Raw genomic sequence first — 20,023 nt, 5'->3', positions numbered from 1 at the left:
GGGGGGGGGGGTTGTGGGGGGGGGTTTGGTTTGGTGCGGGCCGGTGGGTGGTGGGTCGGCCTGAACGGCCTCGTCCTCAAGCGCCGGACAGGCTGGAGGGGGCCTGGCCTGGGCTGAGAAGGCTGAGCGTGGAGCTGGAGGGGACTTGCCTGGGCTGAGAAGGCTGAGCGCGGAGCTGGAGGGGCTTGGCGCGGGCTCATCGGTGCTGCTCCGGGTTGGAGCCGCGCCCCTTCAGGGGTGCGGGGCTGTATCGATATGCGGCTCCGCCGCGTGGGCGCGACCAGCCACACGCAACCCGCAGCCCGCCGACAACCCACACCACCCACCACCCACTCCCCCACCGGCACCCACCGGCCCCCGGAGCGAGAGCGATCGCGTGATGCAGGACACGTACGAAACGGTTTCGTTTCGTTGACTCCTGGGGTATGTTCGTAGTCGTACGAAACCGTTTCGTTCGGGTTCCCGGCGTGGAGCAAACAGGCCAGTAGTCTGGACCCGAACGTGGAGCCGGAGAGGGTGACGTGTGGGATGGCTGAGACCGCGACGGTGCGCCGCAGTCGGATCACGCCCGAGCGTGAGGCCGAGTTGTACGGGGCCGTGCTCGACCTGCTCCGGGAGGTGGGGTACGACGCCCTGACGATGGACGCGGTAGCGTCCCGTACCCACTCCAGCAAGGCCACGCTCTACCGCCAGTGGGGCGGCAAGCCCGAGCTGGTGGCGAAGGCGATGCGGTTCAGCAAGCCGGGCGGCATCGCCGACGTCGACACGGGCTCCCTGCGGGGCGACATGCACGCCCTCGTGCTGCGCGAGGACGACTGCGCCATGGAACAGAACTCCGCGCTGATGCGGGGCCTGTCCATGGCGGTGCACGAGAACCCGGACCTCCTGCAGGCGTTCCGGGAACTCCTCATCGAACCGGAGATGGAGGAGTTCCGCCGCGTGATGGACCGCGCCATCGCCCGAGGGGAAGTCCGTGCGGACAACCCGGCGGTCGGTTACGTGCTGCACATGATGATCGGCGCCTTCGTCGCCCGGACGCTGCTCGACGAACTGCCGCCGACGCAGGCCTTCCTCACCTCGTACCTCGACGCCGTGGTCCTCCCCGCCCTCGGCGTGCCAACCACCCCGTAAATCCTCCGGAGAATCCGCAAGTTCTCCGGAGAGTCCTCCGGAAAATCCGCCGGTAATCCTCCGGCACATCCCCGCAGTCGGCAGTACCCAGCATCTGACGCGACCTCCCCCAGCGCTCGACTCCGCTCGCGCCGGGGGCGCCCCCATCGTCGTCGGGCCGGTCACCCCTGCGTCCCCTGTGCCCGCACGGGCTGATCCTTCCTGCCCGCATGTTCATCCACGACCTGAACGGGAGTACGCCCCCGTGGCCACATTCCTCTACAAACTCGGCCGACTCGCCTTCCGGCGACGGCACTTCGTCGCCCTGATCTGGGTGGCGCTGCTGACGCTCGCGGGCGTCGGCGCCGCCTCCGCGCCCCCCGCGGGCACCACCTCGTTCTCCATCCCCGGCACCGAGGCGCAGAAGGCCTTCGACCTGCTGGAGGAGCGCTTCCCCGGTTCGAGCGCCGACGGCGGCACCGCCCGGGTCGTCTTCAAGGCCCCCGACGGGCAGAAGATGACGGACGCGAGCAACAAGGCGGTCGTCGCGGACACCGTCGAAGAGCTCGGCAATGGCTCCGAAGTCACCTCCGTCACCGACCCGTACCAGACGAACGCCGTCTCCCAGGACGGGACGGTCGCCTACGCGCAGGTACGGTACGAGGTCGCCGGCCCGGAGCTGGAGGAGTCCTCGCGCGACGCCCTGGACGAGGCCGCGCAGGACGCGCGGGACGCCGGGCTGACGGTCGAGGTCGGCGGCGACGCGCTCCAGACGACCGCGGAGGCCGGCATCGGCGAGGTCATCGGCATCGCCATCGCCGCGATCGTCCTCGTCATCACCCTGGGCTCGCTGGTAGCGGCCGGGCTGCCGTTGCTGACGGCGATCATCGGCGTGGGCATCGGCGTCTCCGTCATCACCGCCCTCGCCAGCGCTCTGGAGCTGGGCTCGACCACGTCCACCCTGGCGGTGATGCTCGGCCTCGCGGTCGGCATCGACTACGCGCTGTTCATCGTCTCCCGGTACCGGTCCGAGCTGGCCGAGGGCCGTGAGCGCGAGGAGGCGGCCGGACGGGCCACCGGCACGGCGGGCTCCGCGGTGGTCTTCGCGGGCCTGACGGTCGTGATCGCCCTCGCAGGCCTCTCGGTCGTCGGCGTCCCGATGCTGACCAAGATGGGCGTCGCGGCGGCGGGCACGGTCGTCGTCGCCGTCCTGATCGCACTGACCATGATCCCGGCGCTGCTCGGCTACGCGGGCAGGAAGGTCCAGCCGGCGGGCGAGAAGAGTAAGCTGTTCGGCCGCCGCAAGGCACAGACACAGAAGGCACAGACACAGGAGCAGGGCGACGCCAAGCCCAACATGGGCACCCGCTGGGCGAGCTTCGTCGTCCGCCGTCCCGTCGCCGTCCTGCTCCTCGGCGTCCTCGGCCTGGGCGCCGTCGCGCTCCCGGCCACCTCGCTGGAACTGGGCCTGCCCGACGACGGCACGCAGCCCACGTCCACCACGCAGCGCCGCGCCTACGACATCCTGTCGGAAGGCTTCGGCCCCGGCTTCAACGGCCCGCTGATGCTCGCGGTCGACGCCGCGGCCAGCGACGACCCGCAGGCGGCCGCCACCGCGGTGGCCGACAAGATCAAGGGCCTGAAGGACGTCGCGACGATCACCCCGGCTGCACCCAACGAGGCCGGCGACACCTTCATCATCACCGTCATCCCGGACTCCAAGCCCTCCTCCACGCAGACCGAGGACCTGGTCCACGCCATCCGTGACACCGGAGCGGACATCAAGGCCGACACGGACGCGGAGGTGCTGGTCACCGGCACCACGGCCATGAACATCGACTTCTCCCAGAAGATGAACGACGCGCTGATCCCGTACCTGGGTCTCGTCGTCGGCCTGGCCTTCCTCCTCCTGATCCTGGTCTTCCGCTCGATCCTGGTCCCCCTGAAGGCGGCCCTCGGCTTCCTGCTGAGCGTCCTCGCCGCGCTGGGCACCGTCGTCGCGGTCTTCCAGTGGGGCTGGCTGTCCGGCCTGCTGGGTGTCGAGGAGACCGGCCCGATCATGTCGATGATGCCGATCTTCATGGTGGGTGTCGTCTTCGGCCTGGCGATGGACTACGAGGTCTTCCTCGTGACCCGCATGCGCGAGGCGTACGTCCACGGGGAGAGCCCGAGCCAGGCCGTCGTGACCGGCTTCAAGTACGGCGCCCGGGTGGTCACGGCCGCGGCGCTCATCATGATGGCGGTCTTCGCCGGCTTCATCACATCGAGCGAGTCGATGGTGAAGATGATCGGCTTCGGTCTCGCGATCGCCGTCTTCCTCGACGCCTTCGTCGTCCGCATGGCCATCGTCCCGGCGGTACTCGCCCTGCTGGGAAAGAAGGCCTGGTGGCTGCCGAAGTGGCTGGACCGCGCCCTGCCCAACGTGGACGTGGAGGGCGAGGGCCTGCGCACGGAGGAGGCTCCCGCGCCGAAGAACACGGCCGACGACTCCGACGAGGACAAGGAGCTGGTACGCACCTGACGCACCCGCTCTGACACAGGCCGGCCGGTGAGGGCTCCGCGGGGACGGGGCGCCCTCACCGGCCTTCTTCTTTGCGCTCCAGTGTCTCCCTCATGACGTCCTCGATCGGGACGCCCCCTGCCGGATTCGCCGTGCGCTCGTCGATGATCCGGTTGATCTCGCGCTCTTCCCAGCGCTCGGAGATGTCGGTACGACCCCTGTCGCCCGCGCCCGCGCCCGCGCCCGCGCCCGCGGACCGGAAGGCCCGGCGCACGGGCTCATCCGTCCACACCTTCAGCTCCGCCCAGGCCGTCTTGCGCGGATACGGCCCCTGCTCCACACCCCATCGGTCGGCCAGCGCCTCCACGAGGAGCAGGCCACGACCGGAGTCGGCGTCCGGGGCCGTAGGTGTGCGGTGGGGAAGGCGTTCGGCGCGGGTGTCCGTGACCTCGATGCGGAGGGTGTCGGCGACGACGTAGAAGGTCAGGCGGAAGCTCCGGCCCGGGACGCGGCCATGGGTCGCGGCGTTGGTGGCGAACTCGGCGACGATCAGCTGCGCCGGGTCCAACGGGAGCCCCCAGCTGCGGAGTTGTTCCGTGGCGAGGAGGCGGGCCAGACGTGCGCCGAGGGGAGTGGCGGACAGCAGCACGCTGAAGTTGCGGATGGGGGAGGTGTGTTCGTTTTCAGGGGCAGTCATCTCGCGGTTCATGTCACCCAGAGTGGCGGAGCGTGTTTGCCTTGAGCTGCGGTAATGCCGGGGCGTAGAGGAACTGTCTCGCCGTTGTCTCGTGCTGTCCCGGCTGTCTCGGGGGTTGTTACGGGTACGAGTGCGCGTTGGAGGTGGGTGACCGTGAACGACGGTGTGGACGAAGCGGGTTGGGACGTCGAGCCGGGGGACGAGATCGAGCCGCTGGTGCAGGCGGTGGGGCGGCTGCTGAAAGTGTGCCGGGAGGCGGCGGGGATGCGGGCGGCCGACTTCGGGGAGGTCATGGGCTACGGGGAGGACATGATCCGCAAGTTGGAGCGGGGGCAGCGGATTCCCCGACCGGAGTTCCTGGACAGGGCGGACGACGTCCTGAGGGCGCAGGGGCATCTCAAGGCGTTCAAGAAGGACATGGAGCAGGCTCGGTACCCCAAGAAGGTGCGGAAGCTGACGGACTTGGAGGGGCGGGCGGTGGAGCTGCTGTTCTACAGCAGTCACAACATCCATGGGTTGTTGCAGACGCCGGAGTACATGCACGCGCTGTTCGGGATGAGGCAGCCCCCGCACAGCCCGGAAACGGTGGAGCGGGGAGCAGCCGGGCGAATGGCCCGGAAGTCAATCTTCGAGCGGGAGCCCGCTCCAACCCTCAGTTTCGTCCAGGAACAGGTGACGCTCGAACGCCCCATCGGAGGCAAGATGGTGTTGCGCCGACAACTGGAAAACATGTTGGAGGTAGCGCAGTTGAGAAACGTCACACTCCAGGTCATGCCTACCGACCTGGAGGAGCACGCCGGATCGTCAGGCCGGATCCAGGTGCTGAAATTCGCTGACGGCACGGCGATCGGACGTTGTGCCGGTGAGTTCAACGGCCGCCCGGTCGAGAACCCCAAGGATCTCCAGATCCTTGAGCTGCGCTATGGCATGATCCGGGCTCAGGCTCTCCCGCCGAGGGAGTCGCTGGCCTTCATCGAGCAAGCGCTGGGGAAACTATGAGCACCGCACAACTCCACTGGTTCAAGAGCAGCTACAGCGACACCGACGACATCAACGACTGCGTCGAGGTCGCGCTGGACTGGTTCAAGAGCAGTTACAGCAGCAATCCGGAACCCGGCGACTGCGTCGAAGTCGCCCCCACCCCCACCACCATCCACATCCGCGACTCCAAGAACACCAAGGGCCCCTGCCTCACGCTCACCCCCACCGCGTGGAACGCCTTCGTGCCGTACGCCTCCGGAGCCTGACCGGTTCCTTACACGTCAGGTGAAGCCCTTCTCCGCCGTGTGGCGTCGCCGGAAGCCGTCCTCATCCCACTCCTGGGCCGCTTCCAGGTAGCGCAGCCGTGCCTCGGCGCCCTGCCTGCGCGCCTCGGCGGGAACTTCGTCGTCGTTGTCGATCTGGTTGTCGGACACGGACCGCTCCAGTTCCTCAAGAACCTCGAAGTCGAGGAACGTGTCGGCGTTTTCCTGGAGCCAGCGCAGTGCCCGAGCCCGGTCGTCCGCGCTGATCGCCGCAGCCATCGTCAGGGCGCGGTTGATGGTGTCCCGCTTCGTCGTGGTGCCGAGCTGCCGCTGGGCGAAGGCCAGCATGTCGTCGTCGATGTCGACCAGGGTCCTGGACATGCGGCCTCCCGAGCGGGGTTCGATATACGGATGCCTGCCAGTATTTCAAGCTGTACAGCGTGGCGTCCCGACCCGGCGACCTCCGCGCTGGGGAAGCTCATGACTTGCCCATGGGAATCGCACAGGTACCGCCCATAGCATCTCGCGCACTGACGGGAACCCACGGAAAGTACCCACACCATGAGCGAAAAACGCCACGACGAGGTCCACGAGCACGACAGAGGACTCTCGTACGACCTCCCCACCCTCGCCCGGCGCCGCATGATCCGGCTGATGGCCGGGGCGAGCCTCGTGCCGCTGGTGGGGTGCTCGGCGGACGACTCGGAGTCCGCCGGGGCGTCGGAGACCACGTCCGCGTCGTCCTCCTCCGCGGCCTCGGACTCCGCGGCCTCCGACGCGACGTGCGAGACCATACCCGGGGAGACGGCCGGGCCGTACCCCGGTGACGGGTCGAACGGGCCGAACGTGCTCACCGAGAGCGGGGTCGTCCGCAGCGACATCCGTTCCAGCTTCGGTTCGGCGAGCGGGACCGCCGAGGGGGTCGCGCTGACGGTGACCCTGACCGTCGTCGACACGGCCTCGGGGTGCGAGACGCCGAAGCAGGGTGCCGCGGTGTACCTGTGGCACTGCGACCGGGACGGCAACTACTCGATGTACTCCGAGGGCGTCACCGACGAGAACTTCCTGCGCGGAGTCCAGGAGACGGACGACAAGGGCCAGGTCACCTTCACGTCGATCTTCCCCGGCTGCTACGTGGGCCGCTGGCCGCACATCCACTTCGAGGTGTACGGCAGCCTGGACGACGCCACGTCCGGCCAGGCGATCGTGGCCACCTCGCAGCTCGCGTTCCCCAAGGACGCCTGCGACGCCGTGTACGCGACCGACGGCTACGACAGCAGTGTGCGGAACCTGAGCGAGCTGTCCCTGGAGACGGACAACATCTTCAGCGACGGCTACGACCAGCAGCTCGCCGCCATGGAGGGCGACGCCGACCAGGGCTACACGGCCACCCTCACCGTCCCGGTGTAGCCACCGGCGCTCCGCTCCGCTCCGTTCAGAGCGCTACTGCCCCCCGACTGCCGCGTCACCGCCCCCGGTGGCGCGGCAGTCGCCGTGCACCAGGCACCGGCCGCGCCCGCCCAACGGTCCTACGGTGAGTCGGGAAGAACCGTCAGCAGATCACGGCTTGCCCTCTCTTTTTTCTTTGTACTGCCGAACTCGCTGTGCAACGAGGATCAACACAAGTGTGAACGATATAGCGTTCACACTAGCGAAGACCACATCACCTTTCCGGAGGGCGCTTACCGCAAACCACGGAGTCACGACAAGTGCTCCCACGTACATGGCACCCCGGAGAACGTCAGAGGCCTTCTCAAAGAACCTCAGCATCGGCGTACCCGGCTGGGAACCCAGATGGCGGTCGTAGAGCCGGCCGAGAGAAGGAATCCAGCCGAATCTCGCGGGTCCGGGTTGGCGATCTCCATCACATGAAGAAACCACACAAATCCCATTATCCGGATCCCGCTGAACATGTTTGAGCGACTGTAGTAGGTTCGTGGTTCCTTCATGCGCTGCCTCCAGCCTCTCCTTCTCCGCCGCATACGACTTCCGACGCATGCGCCCGTCGCGCCCATGAACACCCACGAACAGGGCGAGAACGGCTTGGCTCGGCAACCCTCCGCCGAGCAACAGAGCGAGGCCACCGCCGACGGGCACCAGTATCAGGCCGATCAATACATCAGAGGTTTTCATACGCTGCCTCCGGACTTCTCGTGCGAGAGACGCGCTCTACTAGTGCCGAATCCGACACTGATCCGAAGGTCTCGTCGACTGTACCTTGCGCGATTCCCGAAACGTCGCTCGGCTCAGTAGCCACCGGCTCCCCAAGCTGCTGGATCATCGGATCACGGGTCCTGCGACCGCTGCTCAGCTGCTCGGCGCCTTCTCCGCCCGTCCCTGATCTCCTTAGCTGCGTATATCGAATTCCCGATGCCCAGAGTGATCTCGCACGCACCCCGGATGGCTGGCCAGCCTTCCTCCCGAAGTCCATCCACCCCGCTCGTGAACATAAACGGGACGAAGAAGAGAAGAGGCGTCACCTTGTAGTTGCGCATCGCAGTCCTGACTGTACTTGTTCACGAGGCCGCCGTGGACGTACTCATACGCGTTGGCGTTTGAACATCCCTACTGCGACTGGATGGCGGGCAGACCAGCGCTTTGCCGCTTCACGGCGGGTAGAAATACTCATGATCACCACCGAACGGCGACCGCACTGCCCGCATTACGGCCCGACAACCAGCAGTCCTGCGACAATCAAGACGGCGCAGAGCACGTACCCCGCCGCAAATCTGCGTGCGGTCCTCGGGTGACCGTATTCCTTCGATACTCTGGTGTCAAAGAAACCCAATGCTACCCCAAGGGTGATACCGAACGCGACGAGTGAGATTCCGAAAGATTTCATGCCGCCCCTGTTCTTGCGGTGGGCTCCGGGGGGCTCAATTTCGAGCCCCCCGGAGCCATTTGCGCTATCGACGCCAGCGCGAGATGCGACGGCTCACAGCAGCCCTGGTATCCCGCTTCTGTTCAGCGCAGGAGTGCGGCCCAGCCCACCCAGCTCACCAGTGTGAGAAGGGCGGCCATGGCATCCCCGTACCAGAACGCCAGGCATCGGAGGAGGCCCCCGCTCGCTGTTCCGTTACGTAGAGCGCGACGCACGATGGCGTGGCAGATCTGCCGGGAAACGAACAGCGCGCTGGGCACGGCTGGCAGCAGGGCTGCCGATACCCGGACCCATGGTGACGAGGTAACCGGTACGAGCAGCACGATCGAGACTCCGAGTGCGGCGGTCAGCAGGAACCAGCCGAACGAGAACATCCCAATCAGGTGCAGAGCGGGGGACCAGTTCTTGTTTTCCTGTTTCCTGCGGATGCCTCCAGGACGGTCGGTCAGTACGGCATCGATGGAACGAACACCCGCAGCCGTCTCGGTCTCGGCCTCACTCCGGTCGCCACGAGCCACGGCGAGAGACACGAGGAACAGCAGCCGCCGGTCCAGAGATCCTGCGAAACCTCGTCGCCCGCTCGTCACCACAGCTACCTCCCCCAGTCACCAGCACCGTGGAGGTGAGGAGCAGGCGTGGAGGACGCGACTTGAACCGGCTCGCAGCCGCATCTCCTCAAGCTGGGCTGCCACCTTGTCGACGATGCTCCTGCTTCCAGTGAATCGGGCAATGTTTGCTCTCTGCACTGCCCAGCAACGAATTTCTCTCCCGCCGGAGAGTACGAGGATCACTCGGTCTGCTGCGCGTATTTCCTGAACCTCTCTCCACGTTACTCTATGAGTGCGTACTGGATTGCGCACAATCAAGCCGTTCGAGTCGACGATGATCTGCGACCAAAAATATGCCCGAAATCCCGCAACGGTTCCCAAAGCGCACAGGCCCAAACCGAAGGCGTCATTTCCCTTGAATCCATACTCGGTTGCGCCGCCCAAGATAATAAAGGCGGAGAATGCACAGATAGCGATGGCGAGGATTCCGGCGATCGGATATGTCGGGTTTCGGAATTTCTGCTGACTTTTCATCTCGGTCTCCAGTCGAGGCGGGCTCATGATCACCACGGAACGGCGACCGCACTGCCCGCATTAAGGCCCGACAGCTCATGGCCCCAGGCGGTCAGGGTGATTGGTGACGACTGCTTCTTGTACGGGCTCATGAAGGTGTGCGGCGTCTTGGAGACTCGGTCGGCCAGGGCCTTGATGCCAGCCTGGCTGGCCGTGTCGTTGTAGGTGCCCCATACCGCGCCGTGCTCCAGCGAGTGGACCGCGTTCTCGTTCTGTATCTCCTCGCTGTATACCTCTCCGTTGCAGTCGGCCCAGGACGGAGCGTGGTCGCCCCCGGCGGGAGGGGCCATCGCATAGTCGACGGAAGTGGAGACAGGGTTCCGGCTCAGCGTCAGCTCGGCGATGAACAATTGCATGTCGCGGTGGCCTGCTGCTTCGTCGTAGTGCATGTGTGGTCCTCCTTCTCGGCTTCGATGAAGCGCCGGTCCCCTTCCCGAACTCCTCGGCCGGGAAGGGGTCGGGCGTCTACAGCCTGTCGATCACGCCTCGCAGCGCCGTGCGGGGTAGCAGGGATTGCGGTATCGGTAGACCTCGCTGGGAACCCAGATAGGCGGTCCCCTCCCTACCTGCCGATTTCGCGCAGGAATCGGCTGCCGGAGGACCTCAGCTCTGCTTGCCTCTCTCCTTCCTGATGTCTCTAATTCCTTTAGCCGTGTAGAACGTTACGGCAACGCCCAATGCGATCTCGCATGCGCCCCACAGCGTAGACCAGCCACCCTCTTGAACATTCCTGACTCCGCTCGCCAGCAAGAAAGGAAGAAAGAAGAGAAGAGGGGAAATCTTATACTTGCCCACATAAACTCCCGTATAGAGACATTCACCTAGAGCCGGTAGGGGATCGAGCTTGCTCCCCTACCGGCCGGAGGGCTATCGGCAACTATTTCTGCCCGTGTATCTCCTGCAGACAGAACGCCGACCTGAATTGGTCAGCGAGTCATTCCATGCGTTTCGGAATTTTCGATTGTTGTTCCAGTTCCTGCAGTCGTTGACTACGGTGCCTCGCCCCAACTCACCCCAGGAGTTCGAAGCGGATTGCAAATCATGAGTCCTGTTCAGTACTTGGCCCGGCCGCATCACATCCGTCAGTAGGGTGCGATGTGGCTGACTGGTGCCAGGTGGTGTTGATGTCAATCGCCCCTGGAGGAGCGTCTCCGTCGCTTGATTAGATCCCTGATCAGCAGTGCGGACCAGAAGACCCCGAACAGGATGGCTGGAACTCGAACGTACATCGGACTACCACTGCTTGCGGCAGCCCAGCCCCACACAGCAGCCGCCAGCAGTAGGTACGCTGACCGCTCGGTAACCTTCCGCTCTTTGCTCACCGCTCCACCTCACTTGCGTCTCGCTTGCATTCACTAGGTTTCATGCGGCCTGACCGCCTCAAGGTCGGCTACCGCTGTGCCGATGATGCCGGTGGGGCTCACCCGAAAGGTCGAGCCCCACCGCACCTCGCCCAGCTACCAGCAACTGCTGTAACCCGTGTATCTCCTACACGCGCTTCGCCTGCCGGAGTTCGTCAGCGAGTTTCGCCAGTCATTTCGGAAGGCAAGGTTGCTCCTCCAGTTGCGGTAGTCGCTCATCACCGTCTGCACGCCCCAAGGTGCACCCGCGCAATAGGCGGCACCGGCCCAGCCCGAGAAGCATTTTCGCCCAGTGGACCTTATTCCACGCCAGGCCATTCTTGGATTGAAGGCAGCCCGACCTGCATATCGGAGGTATTTTACCTTCGCGATGGGCACGACAACGCCGGCTGCACTGACAACCATCTTGGTCGACCAATAGACCGATCGCCAGTTCGGGTTTCTGCCGATTCGCGTTGCCTTGTTCTGGATTCGGTTCCACGTCCTGGAGACCCAGTGTCTGCCGTCGAGGTCGTACTTGTTGATGGGGTCGCCGTGCACGTACTCATAGGCGTTGGCGTTGCCGCCGTGGATGGGGTCCATCGACAGGAAGCGGCCGGTTCTGGGGTCGTAGAGCCGGACGCCCATGAGGACGAGTGACGTGGTGGGCGAGGTGGGGCGTTGTTTGCCGCCGAGCCAGCCGTAGCGGGCGGGGGTGGTGCCCTGGCGGGGGTTGCCGTACTCGTCGTAGTCGAGGACGGTCGTGGGCTTGGTGGTGTCCAGGGGGTGTTGGACGGCCACGTCGCCGTGGATGTTGGTCAGTTGCAGGACGGTGTCGCCGGTTTCGCTGGTGATGGCGGCGAGGTCGCCGGCGAGGGACTGGACGTTGCGGGTGATGGTGCGGGTGGTGCTGTTTTCCAGGGTCCAGTCGGGGCTGTCGCCGTCGGCGCCGTAGTGGCTGGTCCTGGCGGCGGTCAGGGTCCAGGTGCCGTCGGTCTGCTGGGTCTCGGTGGTCCAGGAGGCCAGGCGGCCCGCCGGGTCGAGGTCCCAGGTGGTGCGCTTGCCGTCGGCGGTCTGGCGCCGCACCAGGTCGTTGGCGTGGTAGCCGATGGCCGTTCCGTCGGCCTGTGCGGTGGTGCGGCCGAAGGCGTCGTAGACGGTGCCGGTGGCGATCAGCCGGTCGGCGCTGTCGTAGGCGTATGACGTGGTCGTGGCGCCGGTGGACGTGCAGGCCTGGCCGGGCGCTGCGGTGGAGGTGGCCAGGGCTGTGCGGTTGGTGTTCTTGTCGAAGGTGTAGGCGCGGCGGGTGCAGATGTCGTCGGCGGTTTCGTCGACGCGGGTGAGCCGGCCGGTGGTGTCGTAAATGTACTCCTGGGCGATGGTGGCGCCGGTGGTTCCGGCGTGGGTGACGACCTGGCCGTGCACGGATTCGGCGACGGTGTCGGCGAGCAGGACGGTGCCGTCGCTGTCGCGGGTGTAGGTCCGCTGGAGCGGGGCGCCGGTTTCGTCCTCGTCGACGGTGAGGGTGAGGTCGCCGGGCAGGGTCTCCTTGGTGACCGAGCCGTCGGCGTCGTAGGTGGCGGTGAAGGTTCCGGCGACCGAGTCCGTCATGGACGTGGCCAGGCCGCGGGGTTCGGTGGTGGTGTCGTAGGTGTAGGTGGTCGTGGATGGCGCCGAGTCGGTGACCTTGATCGGCCGGTTGAGGGCGTCGTACTCCGTGGTCGTGGTGTTGCCGGCGCCGTCGCTGTAGGAGATCTGGCGGCCGAGCTTGTCGTAGCCGTAGGCGATCGTGTTGGTGCCCGCGGTGACGGTGGCGACCTTGCCGGTGGTCTCGTCGTAGACGGTGGTGGTGTCCGCCACGGCGGTGCCCACGCCGCCGGTGATGGCCGTCGTGGTCGGACGTCCGGCCGCGTCGGTGGTGATGGTGGTGGTGCGGGTGACTCCGTTCGCGGTTTCGATGGTCTTGGCGGCGCCGCCGAAGCGGTCGTACTCGGTGACCGCGGTGGGCAGCTCGGTCGGGTTGGAGCCGCCGCCGGTGATGGCGCCGGCCGGTCCGACGGAGCAGACCAGGTCGGCCCACTCCGGGCGTCCCGCGCAGGTGCCGGTGCCGGTGGCCGACCAGTAGGTCGTCACGCGTGCTCCGGCGTCCGTGCCGGTGGACTTGGGCTGGGTGGTCTTGATCACCCGGCCCTGGGCGTCGTAGTCCGTGGTGGACGTGATGGCCAGTCCTGCCGGGTCCTGGATGGTCTTGGTCGGCAGGCCCTTGGTCCAGTCGTACTCGGTCTTCGTGGTACGCACGTCCGCGTCGGCCGGGTATCCCTCCAGGTAGGCGCTGGACTTGACCGTTGTGACCTTGTCGTGGACCGGGGCGTCGACCGGGCGGCCCTCGTCGTAGGAGTTGACCGTGTGCGAGCGCACCGGGACCTCACTGCCCGCGGGCAGTGCCTGGGCCTCTCCGGCAGCGGCCACGTCCTGGGTGAGGGTGGCCAGGTGCAGCGGCCCGAACTCCTCCAGCAGGCGGTGCCCGTCGGTGTTGTACACCGAGAGGGTGGACAGCTGCCGGGCTCGGTCGGCGGTGGACTGGGCGTCGAGGCCCAGCCGGGTCAGCCGCTCCAGGCCGGTGCCGGAGGTGGCCAGGGCCAGCTTCCGGTTGCCCGCGCTCAGCTCACGGACGGTGTTGCCGAACCGGTCGTACTCCGTCATGGAGATGTGCCCGCCCGGTGTGGCGGAGTTGACCTCGCGTCCGGAGGCGTTGGTGTAGGTGACCGAGGCCCGGGCGTAGTCTCCGGCAGCCAGGTCGGCCCCGTCGTGGGAGGCCGGAACGGCGTCCGAGGGGAACACCGCGGTGGCGTCCGTGGGGACGTCGGTCTGCGCCCACGTGGCCACGTCCGACTGCCCCATGGGGTAGGGGGCCTTGGTGCCGGTCAGCGGTACGTCGTAGACGACCGAGGTGGACGCGGTGCCGTTGGTCTGGGTGGCCGAGCCCGGAGTCAGCGTCGGGCGGGACGCCTTGAGCAGCATGCCCGCACCCGCGGTGGCCGCGTTTCCGGCCGTGCCGTAGGTGAAGGCCCACGCCAGCTCGCCCGGCGGGGTCAGTTCGGTGACGCGGCCTGCCGAGTCGTAGGTGTAGGTGGTCTTCAGCGCCGGGGAGATACGCGGGTCCCAGACCTCGCGCAGACGGCCGGAGTCGTCGTAGGCGTAGGCGGCGATGGGCACCGCGGTGGAACTGCTCGCCCCCGGAGCCGTGGACCACAGGCGGATCTCCTTGACCCGGCCGACGTGGTCACTGAACGACGTCGAGGTCGCCGTGGTGGAGGCCGCGTAGACGTACTCCAGCACCCGGCAGCCCTTGGTCGACGGAGTCGTCTCACAGGCCGAGGCGGACACCACCGAGGTCGGGGCGATGACCCACTTCGGACGCGCCACGGTTTTGCCGTCCACGGTGGTGGTCTGGGAGATCACCTTGGTGGTGGAGTTGCTGGTCAGCAGGTAGGTCGACGACACGCTCACGTGGTCACGGCCGGGTCGGCCTTGGCGAACGTGGTCTTGATGCCCTCGTGGACATCGGTGACCGTGAACGATCCAGTCAGCGACCCGGTCAGTTCGAAGTCGTCCGCGCCGGGCTCGGCCTTCCAGCCGCCGCCGCTGGTCGCGGTGAAGCCGATCTCCTCGCCGTCCACGTCGACCAGGACCACGGAGGTGTCCGAGGTCTTCTTGACGTACGACCAGGCGGACTCGGTGATCTCCGCGATCGTGCCGGCAGTCCACTGCGGGCCGAAGATCGGCGCCTGGCCCTCCTGCTTGGCTCCCGCGTCCGGGCGGCGGGACGAGGCCGTGCGCGTCACGCTCATGTCGAACGCGGAGGCGTCGCCGGCGGAGAGGGTGTAGTCACCGGTCAGGGTGTTCACGCTGCCCGGACCGACCCCCCTCGGACGGTGCGGTGCCCGCGTCACGGTCGACGGTGACGGTCACCGGCTGGGAGTAGCCGGTGGTCGTGCCGTCGGTGAACGCGGCCCGGATGTCGATGGGGCCGTCCTCGGCGAAGCTGTTGGTGATGTTCCACACCAGCGTCGGCGGAGCACCGTTGGGAGCGGCCAGCGGCCAGGAAGCCACAGCGGAACCGTCGGAGTTCTTGGTGACGTCGGCCAGGGGTACGTTCTGCCAGGTGTCGGTCTCGCCGCGCCGGTACTGGTAGGTCACGCCGGTGTAGCTGGTCTGGCCGGTGGCCGCCAGGGCCACCCTGCGTGCTGGGCGGTCGCCGTCCTGCGGGGTGAGGATCGCGGCTCCGTCGGCGCCGACACCGAACTTGTACTCGGTCGTGGTGGCGGACAGGTTGCCGCCGGAGTCGATGGTCTTGGCGTACAGGGTGTGCCAGCCGTCGGCGGGGTTGATGCTGATGGTCTGTGGGTCACCGCCGGAGCCGTTGGTGGTGTCCAGGGCGCGCTTGGGCACGCCCGGGTCGTCCAGCCCCCAGTGGTGGCCCGCACCGTCCAGGGAGTTGGTGTCCAGCGTGCAGGACACCGCGCTCGCCGCCTTGGCCGTCCAGCCGTTCTCGGCGTACGTGTCGCAGGAGACGGCCGGGGCGTTCGGCTTGCCGGTGTTCATCACGAACGTGGTGTAGCCGGTCCATGCCCCGTAGTCGGTGCCGTCGTGCGCCCGCGCCCGGTAGCGCAGGTGCTTGGTGCTGCCGCTCGGCAGCGCACTGGCCTCGCCGATGGTGAGCTTCGCCGTCGAGCCCGACGCCACCGCCGAGGTGGTACCGGTGTGCGTGTAGGTGGTGTCCGCGTACGCCGGGTCCGGGGTGATCTCGAACTGGGCCTTGGTGTTCGATCCGTCCGGGTCGGTCACCTTCGCCGACAGTACCGGCGTCGGCGAGGTCACGAACCGCCTGCCGTTGTACGCGTTCACCTGCGACGGCGAGATCGCCACCGAACCCGGCGTGCTCGGGTACGAGTTGTACGTGACGGTCAGCTTGGGCGCGTACCCGGCCGTGGCGTAGTTCGCCGACCGGAAGCGCCGCCAGGTGAGACTGTCGGTCTCGTCCAGCCCGCGGATCAGCAGCCCGTGGTTGGCGGTGCCGTCCGCCCAGGCCTGGACGATGGCGTCGATGTCGAAGTTCATCGTGCCCGCCGGGCAGGCGGAGGAGAATCCCTTGGCCGCGGTGCTGACCACCTGGCCCGTGTTGGTGGCCACCGGCTTGGTGCCCCACGTGATCGTCGACGACGACCAGTCCTCGGTCACCCGCCGCACCACCGTGCCCGATCCGGACGTCGAGCACGACGACGACCAGTACGAGTACAGCGCAAAGTTCGTGTCGGTGATGTGCTTGCCCTTGAGCGCCGAGATGTTGAACTTCAGATACGAACGCGCCTTCGTCGACCCCCCGTCGTACGTGCCCGACTTCAGCTCCGTCGAGGAGATCTGCGAGTCGAGGTAGTCCGGCGTCTGCACCCACGTGTCCGTGGTCACCGCCAGCGTGGTGGTCGGGTCCACCGTCACCGGATAGGTCAGGTCCTGCTCGAAGTACTCCGCGTCCGGGGCCAGGACGAGCGTCTGACTGCCGTCGGCAGCGGTCTCCACCACCGTGTCGACCCGCGCCTGATGCTCCGACTCACCCGACGCGTCGCCCTTGGAGGAGTCCCACATCATCGGCGCCGGAGCCTCCGCCACCAGCGTCCCACCGGAGTCCTTCAGCAGCAGACGCCCGGAGTCCGCCACCGACAGCGTCAGCCCGTCCAGCTTCACCGGGATCCGGTACTCCACCGGCCCGTCCGGAGCCTGATCCAGCACCACATTCTGGGAGAAGCCCTGCGCCAGGGCCGTCACTGTCAGGGTCTGGCCGTCGCCCAGGCTGTAGGACGCGGTGTTGTCCTTCACCTTCGGTGTCGGCAGCTTGTCCTGCCATCCCAAGGAGAAGGACTTGCCGCCCTTGGCCACCGACGCCAGCGCGGTACCGCCGCCGTCCGAGACCCGGACATCGGCGATCGCGGCACGCGGTTGCAGGGCAGGGCCCGTGTCGGACAACGACGTGTCGATGTCCTTCCACGCCCCGTTCTGGCGTACCCGGACCGGCCCGGCGAACGCCTCCGTGGTCACCGTCCCGTCCGGATTCGCCCAGCTGGTCGAATCCTCCGTGCGCGCGCTCAGGATCTCGATCCGCCGGTCCTGCAGCCGGGCCATCAACATCGCCGACGCCTCATCCTCAGCCTCAGCAGGACCGAGCGCAGGTGGCGACTCGGCAGTCGTCGTCCGCGACGGCAACGCCACCGCCTGCCCCGACGTCGCCACGGTTATCGCGGCCTCGCCGGCCAGCAGCAGGGCCACAGCACCGGCTGTCAACTTCAAGCGGCGTTTGAGGAAGAAGGCTGTGCGATCGCGACGTCTCGCACTCGGGACGTCCCCGATCCCGCCCCCTGAGGGGAGCAATGATCTGCTCATTCTGGACTCCATATCTCCCGATCGCCAAGATCAGGTGAGCCGGAAGATATCCAGAGAGAAAAGATCAAATAGAGGTAGAGAAGTGTGCATGATGGGCAATTCATCGACCTGTTTGCAATGTGATTTCAGTCACAAAAAATTGATTACCTGGGCGTCTTCTTTCGATGAGTGTTATTCAGTTCGGTTTGCAGTAAAGGGATTTACCCAAGCAATGTGCCATCCCAAGTGCTGAGCGCTGCGTACCACGGGAAAGACCCTCTGGGGGACTGGCCGCCCGGCTCCCCCCGCCCACGAGCCGCCTCACCCTGCTCACGGATCCGGGCCCGTGCAGGGGCGGCTCCTTCCCGCTGCGGGCGCAGTGGGAAGGAGCCGTCGGCCGGCCGCCGGGACCGCTCGCGTCAGCGGGTGCCGAGCAGGGTGCGCCAGGTCTGCGGGCCGATGACGCCGTCGACCTGCAAGTGGTGCTTCTTCTGGAAGGCGACTGCCGCCGACTTCGTCTTCGGGCCGAACTTGCCGTCGACCGCGAGGCCGTAGCCGTAGACGTTCAGCTGTGTCTGCGCTGCCTTCACCGCCTGGCCGGACGAGCCGTTCTGCACCGTCTTGATCAGCTTGGACCAAGTGTTCGGGCCGATGACGCCGTCAGCGGCCAGGGACCGGGACTTCTGGAACTGGATCACCGCGGAGCGGGTCTTCGGGCCGAAGATGCCGTCGGCCTCGGCCGTGTGACCTCGCGCGGTCAGCAGCCGCTGGGCGGACCGCACGTCCGCACCCTTGGAACCGCTCTGGAGGATCGGCCAGGAGACACTCGGGGACGGGAGCTGCCCGCCGCCACCGCCATCACCCAGCTTGACCGGGCGGAAGGGGTCGTAGTTGTCACTGCCGATCCCGTACTTGAGCTGCCGGTGGGTCGTGCCGTACGTACCGCGCTGTTCGTACGCCCAGTAGGCGCTGTGCGATGCGTTGGCCCACTTCTCGAAGATCACTACGTGACGGAAATCGCCGTCAGTGGTGCTGTAGTCGATCAGCAGGTCGCCCTTCTTGAGCTGACTCATGCTGCTGAGCCGTGTGGTGACGCCGTTTCGTGAGTCGGCCAGCCCGACGGTGTTCAGGCCGGGCTTTCCCAGCCCGAGCGCCATGGAGACATAGCCGGAGCAGTCCTGGCGGTAGCCGTCCTTCCAAGTGCGCTCCATGCTGTAGGGGACCGGGGCTCCGTTGTTGGCCGTGAGCCAGGTACGGGCCCGGTTGATCATCGTGTCGGGCGAGAGCGTGGCCGTGGTCGACAGCTCGCTGACCTGGGTGACGTTCTGGGCGGCGACCGTCGCCAGCTCCAAGGAGTCGCTGTTGGCTTGCGACGGTACGACGGCGATTGCGGCCGCGACACCTCCGGCGGCGACGCCTATGAGAGTGACCTGCGCGCGGCGCGTGAGTCGGCTGCGAAGAGACATGATTCCCCCTATTGCTTTTGTTGTGGCACGCCGAGCCGAGTGGGCCGACCAGGGCTTGGAGTGCTTGTCGTTCATCGAGTGCCGCCTGCGGCCCCTGACGGGTCATCGCGATGGCAAGGATCGCTGCCAGGGCCCAGCTTTGTGGCGAAGGACGGGACTGGGGCGTGTTCGAAAGTAACGTCGTCCGCCCGGAGGGCGGGGCTCGCGGCGTCTGGTGCGGTGTGTCGCAAGGCGGAGGGTCGCCCGCGTACTGGGCGTACGCGGGCGATCCCGACAACGCGGCGACGTGCCGTGCCAGACGCCGCGAGCCAGACGGGACTTTCGAAACACGCCCTAGTAGCCAGGTGGTTCCGTCCGGATCACCGGGCTGCCGTCGTCGGGGTCGCCCCAGATCTCGATGGCTTCGGCGTCGTTCGCCCAGTTGCCGGCCGACGGCCCCCGGGAGGACGTGTGGTCAGTTGCAGGTGCGGTAGTTGTAGCCCGCGATACGCGTGCCACCGTCCTGGATGAACCCGTACCGGTTGTTGTCGAAGCGCTTCACGGTGAAGTCGTAGCGCGCGCCGTCATACCGGAGGGTGAGCGTCCCGGAGGATGCGCTGCCCGAGCTGTACCGCAGCTTGTTGTCCGCCCTGCCGAGCGTCAGGGGGCCGACCAGTCCGTCGTCGTCCAGGCCCCAGCGACTCTGCAGCTTCTTGGTGGCGTACTTGGTGTTGGGGCCGAAGACGCCGTCGATGTCCGCGTAGTCGTAGTCGGTGCCGTTGGACTCCGTCGCGCCCTCGGCCCAGAGAATCTTCTGCCACAGGCAGGTGGCGTTGGAGTACTTGTAGCTGCCGGTCGACAGGGTTCCCTCGTTGCTCCAGTCGTCCGTCCACGTGGTGCCGTAACCGGTGAAGTACCCCTGGGAGGAGGTGGCCGCGGCGGGCGAGGCGCTCACGGCCAGCGCGCCCGTCGCGACGGCGGCGGTGACGGCGGCTGCGAGGCGGGTCCGGGTCGTACCGAAGTTCATTGTGTTCCTTTCCCCATTGGCGTGCGTTTGCCGGAGCCGACCGCACCGGCCGGCTCCGCAACGAGACTGCGGGTTCGGCGCGATCTTCGGCCACAACTGCCGCGGAAGTGACCTCGTCCCGAGACGTCCCGCGCGCTGACCTGCGCAGATGTCGCCCGTCGAGTCCCTGCGGCGGGACTGCGACGAGAGGGGATGGCTGGTTCCGCGCCAGGGCGGGGCTGCGCCGAGCGGGGTGCCCGTT

Annotated in this window: 12 protein-coding genes and 2 pseudogenes; 5 read left to right on the top strand and 9 right to left on the bottom strand. The window is 66.9% G+C overall.

Going from position 1 to position 20,023, the window contains the following annotated elements:
* Nucleotides 1-528 precede the first annotated feature (528 nt).
* Entirely contained in the window at nt 529-1,131 is a 603-nt protein-coding gene (locus ACWD3C_RS23475) for a TetR/AcrR family transcriptional regulator (protein WP_451146898.1), read from the top strand.
* Between the two features lie 244 nt (nt 1,132-1,375).
* Nucleotides 1,376-3,631, top strand: coding sequence for an MMPL family transporter (locus ACWD3C_RS23470; protein ID WP_451146896.1), 2,256 nt, complete (start codon nt 1,376-1,378; stop codon nt 3,629-3,631).
* Nucleotides 3,632-3,884: 253 nt separating this feature from the next.
* Here ACWD3C_RS23470 and ACWD3C_RS23465 read toward each other — a convergent pair.
* Nucleotides 3,885-4,319, bottom strand: a pseudogene (locus ACWD3C_RS23465) (ATP-binding protein); the annotation flags it as partial.
* Nucleotides 4,320-4,460: 141 nt separating this feature from the next.
* Here ACWD3C_RS23465 and ACWD3C_RS23460 point away from each other — a divergent pair.
* Nucleotides 4,461-5,306, top strand: coding sequence for a helix-turn-helix domain-containing protein (locus ACWD3C_RS23460; protein ID WP_451146894.1), 846 nt, complete (start codon nt 4,461-4,463; stop codon nt 5,304-5,306).
* Entirely contained in the window at nt 5,303-5,554 is a 252-nt protein-coding gene (locus tag ACWD3C_RS23455; RefSeq protein WP_451146892.1) for a DUF397 domain-containing protein, read from the top strand. Before ACWD3C_RS23460 ends, ACWD3C_RS23455 begins: the two co-directional genes overlap by 4 nt.
* Nucleotides 5,555-5,569: 15 nt before the next feature.
* Here ACWD3C_RS23455 and ACWD3C_RS23450 read toward each other — a convergent pair whose 3' ends face one another.
* Nucleotides 5,570-5,932, bottom strand: coding sequence for a type II toxin-antitoxin system VapB family antitoxin (locus ACWD3C_RS23450; protein ID WP_451146890.1), 363 nt, complete (start codon nt 5,930-5,932; stop codon nt 5,570-5,572).
* Between the two features lie 180 nt (nt 5,933-6,112).
* On the opposite strand from ACWD3C_RS23450, the gene ACWD3C_RS23445 reads away from it, so the two are divergent.
* Nucleotides 6,113-6,961 carry an intradiol ring-cleavage dioxygenase gene (locus tag ACWD3C_RS23445; protein ID WP_451146888.1) on the top strand — a complete coding sequence of 283 codons (849 nt, stop codon included), beginning with the start codon at nt 6,113-6,115 and terminating at the stop codon, nt 6,959-6,961.
* 150 nt (nt 6,962-7,111) lie between these two features.
* Here ACWD3C_RS23445 and ACWD3C_RS23440 read toward each other — a convergent pair whose 3' ends face one another.
* The 7 genes and pseudogenes from ACWD3C_RS23440 to ACWD3C_RS23410 all read right to left on the bottom strand — a co-directional run bounded on the left by ACWD3C_RS23440 (nt 7,112) and on the right by ACWD3C_RS23410 (nt 19,782).
* Nucleotides 7,112-7,684: a hypothetical protein gene (locus ACWD3C_RS23440; RefSeq protein WP_451146886.1), complete on the bottom strand. Its 573-nt coding sequence runs from the start codon at nt 7,682-7,684 to the stop codon at nt 7,112-7,114.
* Nucleotides 7,685-8,515: 831 nt separating this feature from the next.
* On the bottom strand, nt 8,516-9,019 hold the full coding sequence (locus tag ACWD3C_RS23435) for a hypothetical protein (protein ID WP_451146884.1): 504 nt from the start codon (nt 9,017-9,019) through the stop codon (nt 8,516-8,518).
* Nucleotides 9,020-9,037: 18 nt separating this feature from the next.
* Entirely contained in the window at nt 9,038-9,514 is a 477-nt protein-coding gene (locus ACWD3C_RS23430; RefSeq protein ID WP_451146882.1) for a PH domain-containing protein, read from the bottom strand.
* Between the two features lie 29 nt (nt 9,515-9,543).
* Nucleotides 9,544-9,942, bottom strand: coding sequence for a DUF3105 domain-containing protein (locus ACWD3C_RS23425; RefSeq protein ID WP_451146880.1), 399 nt, complete (start codon nt 9,940-9,942; stop codon nt 9,544-9,546).
* 1,068 nt (nt 9,943-11,010) lie between these two features.
* A pseudogene (locus ACWD3C_RS23420) lies at nt 11,011-17,331 on the bottom strand (DNRLRE domain-containing protein).
* A 398-nt stretch (nt 17,332-17,729) separates the two neighbouring features.
* Nucleotides 17,730-18,776 carry a peptidoglycan-binding domain-containing protein gene (locus tag ACWD3C_RS23415; protein ID WP_451146878.1) on the bottom strand — a complete coding sequence of 349 codons (1,047 nt, stop codon included), beginning with the start codon at nt 18,774-18,776 and terminating at the stop codon, nt 17,730-17,732.
* Nucleotides 18,777-19,230: 454 nt separating this feature from the next.
* A complete protein-coding gene (locus ACWD3C_RS23410) occupies nt 19,231-19,782 on the bottom strand; it encodes a peptidoglycan-binding domain-containing protein (RefSeq protein WP_451146876.1) in 552 nt (183 codons plus the stop codon).
* Between the last annotated feature and the right edge of the window lie 241 nt (nt 19,783-20,023).

This window comes from Streptomyces sp. NPDC002845 (genome assembly GCF_053591955.1).
This window is presented reverse-complemented; position numbering and strand designations above follow the sequence as displayed.

Excerpts from the sequence above, each read along its gene's own strand:
- ACWD3C_RS23425 (WP_451146880.1), bottom strand. The coding sequence starts at position 9,942 with ATGCACTACGACGAAGCAGCAGGCCACCGCGACATGCAATTGTTCATC.
- ACWD3C_RS23410 (WP_451146876.1), bottom strand. The coding sequence starts at position 19,782 with ATGAACTTCGGTACGACCCGGACCCGCCTCGCAGCCGCCGTCACCGCC.
- ACWD3C_RS23475 (WP_451146898.1), top strand. The coding sequence starts at position 529 with ATGGCTGAGACCGCGACGGTGCGCCGCAGTCGGATCACGCCCGAGCGT.
- ACWD3C_RS23415 (WP_451146878.1), bottom strand. The coding sequence starts at position 18,776 with ATGTCTCTTCGCAGCCGACTCACGCGCCGCGCGCAGGTCACTCTCATA.
- ACWD3C_RS23440 (WP_451146886.1), bottom strand. The coding sequence starts at position 7,684 with ATGAAAACCTCTGATGTATTGATCGGCCTGATACTGGTGCCCGTCGGC.
- ACWD3C_RS23450 (WP_451146890.1), bottom strand. The coding sequence starts at position 5,932 with ATGTCCAGGACCCTGGTCGACATCGACGACGACATGCTGGCCTTCGCC.
- ACWD3C_RS23455 (WP_451146892.1), top strand. The coding sequence starts at position 5,303 with ATGAGCACCGCACAACTCCACTGGTTCAAGAGCAGCTACAGCGACACC.
- ACWD3C_RS23430 (WP_451146882.1), bottom strand. The coding sequence starts at position 9,514 with ATGAAAAGTCAGCAGAAATTCCGAAACCCGACATATCCGATCGCCGGA.
- ACWD3C_RS23445 (WP_451146888.1), top strand. The coding sequence starts at position 6,113 with ATGAGCGAAAAACGCCACGACGAGGTCCACGAGCACGACAGAGGACTC.